Below are 4331 nucleotides of genomic sequence, written 5' to 3' on the forward strand. Positions count from 1 at the left end.
CATGGCCACACAGAGATCATCCAGGCATTGTTGAAAAGTGCCCCCTCCCTGGCCAACGAGAAGAACAAGTATGGCGAAACGGCCCTCCACATGGCTGCTCGTAATGACCACATAGAGATCATCCAGGCATTGTTGCAAAGTGCCCCCTCCCTGGCCAACGAGAAGGACAACGATGGCCTAACGGCCCTCCACATAGCTGCTGGTGAGGACAATGCAGAGGCCATCCAGAAATTGTTGATAATTGCCCCCTCCCTGGCCAACGAGAATAGCAACTATGGCAAAACGGCCCTCCACATAGCTGCTCTTATGGACAATACACACGCCATCCAGGCATTGTTGATAAGTGCCCCCTCCCTGGTCAACGAGAAGGACGACTTTGGCCAAACGGCTCTTCACGTGGCTAACCAGGAAGGTCACACCGCATGCCGAAAACTCCTTATTAAAAATGGAGCCCATCAATCGACCTGTTTTCTACAGTGAGCCAAAAATAGCGGAACATAAAAGCCACACACTGAGTGCGCGGACCGGTTTATGCATGACTCAGGAATTCTAACGGCAACCGCCTCGTTGAACCAGGCCGCTAACGCGGCAAAAAATACTGTTCATTCCAGCCACCCCACCATTGCCAATACTTCCTGATATCCGTACCACTCCGGCGCGGCTTTTAAAAGGCAGCAACATGGAACGTTCTGAGCAAATCCGGTTTGACAAACTGTATCAAAAACACCTCACCACCGTGAAACTGCTGCCCGTTGAATACTTTATGGTGACCTTCACCTTACCAGCGCAGCTGCGGGCCCTGGCTTGGCAACATCAACGACAAGTGTACGATTTACTGTTAAGAATAGTGGCTGATACCCTGAAACAGTTTGGAACCAATAGCAAAAAACTGGATGCAGACCCGGGCATGACCAGCGTCCTGCACACTCGTAGCCGACGGCTGGATTACCATCCCCTCATACACTTTGTTGTGCCCGGTGGTGGCATCAACACCCGACGAACCCGACGAAAAGAGCGGCGCAAACTCACAGGTAACTATCTTTTCAATGGCAGAAATCGGGCAACGCAAAAAAACAATTATCACTGGTGCAACTGGTTTTAAACGTCATGGTCAAAGCAGCAGAACCCATCATTCGCCCGAAATTCACATGCAGGCGTTGCGGTGAATCTATGAAACACATTGCCTTCTGTTTCCTGAAACCGATTTGAGTATTGCTACAGCAACAAACACCGCCATTCACAAGCAGGGAGGAAATGTAAGCTCATCCAGACAGATATGACATACCCCATACTACCGTAATGCAGTGGCCTGGAGACACTTATCCTGAATAAATAGCGTTCGGCAGAAGCGCTCTGATTTAAGGTCAGCCAAAAAATAAACTTCAATAGACCTTCCTTTAGAGAATTCAACCCGAGCTTGTGCAACACTTATTCGTTATGCTGTTTGTAATAGTTACGCGATGTTCGACTTTTAAAATGACCTAAAAATGCATGAATAACCTCCTTTTCTGCTATTAGAAGCAGTGGTTAACAAGAAGGAGATCAGCCATGCCTGTTGAACAGTTTATCACTACTGTCTTTTGTATAGTCGATGATTTGATCAAAGAACTCTTCCCGGCAGCTCTACGCGGTCGTCAATTCCCCCCCGGGCTTTCAGACAGTGAGGTTATCACCATGGAGGTCACTGGTGAGTGGTTGGGTCATCATGCTGATAAGCATATCTGGGAGTATTTTTCCCGACATTGGCGACAGCTGTTTCCTGATATTTCATCACGTTCAGCATTCATCAAACAAGCAGCCAATTTATGGGCGGTCAAACAAAAACTTCAGACTCGGCTTGTTCAACTGATGCATGCCGATAATGCAGATATTTATTTGATTGACGGCTTTCCCATCGACGTTGTAGTTCGCACAAGAGCTCCCGGAAGTAAAGTCTTCAAAGGCGAGGCAGACTATGGTTTCTGCGCATCCAGGAAGAAGCATTTCTATGGTTTTCAGGGGCATCTACTGGCATCTACTGGAGGCACGAGGCATTCCTGTTGGTTTTACGCTGACTGCTGCCAATATAGATGAGCGTGATGCGGCGTATGACATGATGGAGAGCATTGCAGGTCTCTTGCCGGGTGATAAAGGATATATACGACCTGAGTTCAAGAATGATTGCCAGGAAGTGAGTATCGACTTGCAGACGCCTCTACGCAAAAACATGAAAGATGAAAGACCGAAGTCGTTTGTGAAATTGATCATGCGAGTGCGACGCAGGATTAAAACCGTTATTGGCCAGCTTGCAGAACGATTTGAGATGGAAAAATGCCGCTGTCGTGATTATGTGGCATATGACATCACGTATAGCCAGAAAGCTACTGGCCCATAATATTGGGTCATATCTCAATATCGGTGCAGGTAAAGCGCCTATTCAGTTCGAGAACCTGATAGCTGCAGCTTAAAAAATAGTGAAATATTGTTTTTGTGCTACTTTGGATATTTATATTGGACATACCTCCATCCCAGGATGAAAACCGTTAAGTCGAACATCGCGTGCAGTTATCAGGCATGTTGATACAGGTCAAAATTGCCCGTTTTATTTTAGTTTAGGCTGTCCTCAAGTTTAGGCGAGGGTAGTTTTGAAAACCAGGTAAAACCACCGTCTGCAAGCCATCGTGACTAATGAAACAGACCCTGTTACTGAATAATTTTGGAGTGCTTATGGCGCAAGGTGATGCAGTCATAGTTCTGGACTGCGGGGCAACCAATGTACGGGCCATTGCTGTCTCTAAAGATGGCCGGGTGATTGCTAAATCAGCACTACCGAATATAACGGTTGCTGCCGCTGAGAACCCCGACTGGCACGAGTGGCCACTGTCGGGGATTTTTGCCAGGCTGGGCCAGTGCTGTAAAAACATTATGGCCAAGCTGGCCCCGGAACAGGTGAAAGCCCTGGCGGTGACTACATTCGGGGTTGATGGGACTATTGTCGATAAAACTGGCACGCCGCTTTATTCTGTTATCAGCTGGAAGTGTCCACGCACTGTAGGAATTCAGAAGAATATTCATAAATACCTTGACCCCCAATGGCTCTCTACCCACAGCGGTGTCGGGCACTTTTCATTTAATACCATTAACAAGCTGATCTGGCTGAAGGAGAACAAGCCTGAACTTTTGCAAAAAGCCCATCGTTGGCTTTTCATTAGCTCCCTGCTTAATCATCAGCTGACCGGCAAATTGACGACAGATGCCACAATGGCTGGCACTGCGCAGCTGACCGATTTACACAGTCAGAATTTCAGCGCAGAGATTCTTGCGGCACTTGGCCTGGAGTCCTGCTTTTTTCCGGAGATGGTGCAGGCAGGCGGCATTATTGGGCAGTTGTTGCCTGAAAGTGCAGAGTCTTTGGGCCTGACTCCCGGTATCCCGGTTATCTCCGCGGGGCATGATACCCAATTTGCCATCTTTGGCTCAGGCGCTGATGAGGGTCAGCCGGTACTCTCTTCTGGTACCTGGGAAATTCTCATGGCGCGTTCACCACAAGCCAGGGATTTATCTCCAGATCTATTCGCCGATGGCTTCACCTGTGAATGGGATTCACGCCCGGGCCTGTTCAACCCCGGTATTCAATGGCTGGCCTCAGGTGTACTGGAGTGGATCGGCCGGTTATTCTACGGTGAGCTGACCGGTGAGGAAAAGTATGCCGTCATGGTTCAGGAAGCAGAATCAGCAGGTCAGCAATGCCAGGGAGTCACCTTTAATCCGGGATTTATGACCGATCGCCATGGTTTCGTGGCTGGGGCAATTGAGGGGCTTACCATTGCAACGCAGAGAGGCTCTATTTATCGGGCCGCGTTACAGGCTTTGGCGGATAAATTAAAAACCAGTCTTGGGCAACTGGAATCCACCGGTGGCTTCAAGAGTACCCAGTTAATTCTGGTCGGTGGTGGTTCCAAAAACCCGTTATGGAATCAGATCAGGGCGGATACGTTGCAATTGCCGGTCAAGATACTCAAAGAGCCAGAAACCACAGTGCTTGGTGCCGCCATGTTTGCCATGGTGGGGGCTGGTATTTATCCAACACCAGAGCAGGCAAGAAGCGCATTTTCTATTGAATACGACACTGTATTACCAACAATAGCCTGAAGAGGGTTGCACAAATGTTGAAAGGAATTTCTCCGCTGATATCGCCGGATTTGTTAAAACTGTTGGCTGAAATGGGACATGGCGATGAAATTATTTTTGCCGATGCGCATTTTCCCGGGCACACCTTGAATAACCGCGTGATTCGTGCAGACGGATTAATGGTGGATCAATTGCTGCAGGCAATTATGCCCCTGTTTGAG

Annotated in this window: 5 protein-coding genes; all 5 read left to right on the forward strand. The window is 48.5% G+C overall.

What is annotated here, in order from left to right; genetic code table 11:
* A partial coding sequence (locus KDK14_RS11610) for an ankyrin repeat domain-containing protein (protein ID WP_257265284.1) occupies nucleotides 1-480 on the forward strand: 480 nt, incomplete at its 5' end.
* A 199-nt stretch (nucleotides 481-679) separates the two neighbouring features.
* Nucleotides 680-1102, forward strand: a complete 423-nt coding sequence (locus KDK14_RS11615; RefSeq protein ID WP_257265285.1) for a transposase — start codon at nucleotides 680-682, stop codon at nucleotides 1100-1102.
* Nucleotides 1103-1954: 852 nt separating this feature from the next.
* A complete protein-coding gene (locus KDK14_RS11620; protein ID WP_373691070.1) occupies nucleotides 1955-2374 on the forward strand; it encodes a transposase in 420 nt (139 codons plus the stop codon).
* A 332-nt stretch (nucleotides 2375-2706) separates the two neighbouring features.
* Entirely contained in the window at nucleotides 2707-4131 is a 1425-nt protein-coding gene (gene fucK, locus KDK14_RS11625) for an L-fuculokinase (RefSeq protein WP_257265287.1), read from the forward strand.
* 14 nt (nucleotides 4132-4145) lie between these two features.
* Nucleotides 4146-4331 (forward strand): RbsD/FucU domain-containing protein (locus tag KDK14_RS11630; RefSeq protein ID WP_306671524.1); only part of this gene is annotated, 186 nt, incomplete at its 3' end.

Source organism: Endozoicomonas sp. ONNA2, assembly GCF_024606365.1.
Lineage (GTDB): Bacteria > Pseudomonadota > Gammaproteobacteria > Pseudomonadales > Endozoicomonadaceae > Endozoicomonas.

Bases quoted from the DNA above. Each gene is read 5' to 3' on its own strand.
- KDK14_RS11620 (WP_373691070.1), top strand. From the start codon at position 1,955: ATGGTTTCTGCGCATCCAGGAAGAAGCATTTCTATGGTTTTCAGGGGC.
- KDK14_RS11615 (WP_257265285.1), top strand. From the start codon at position 680: ATGGAACGTTCTGAGCAAATCCGGTTTGACAAACTGTATCAAAAACAC.
- fucK (WP_257265287.1), top strand. From the start codon at position 2,707: ATGGCGCAAGGTGATGCAGTCATAGTTCTGGACTGCGGGGCAACCAAT.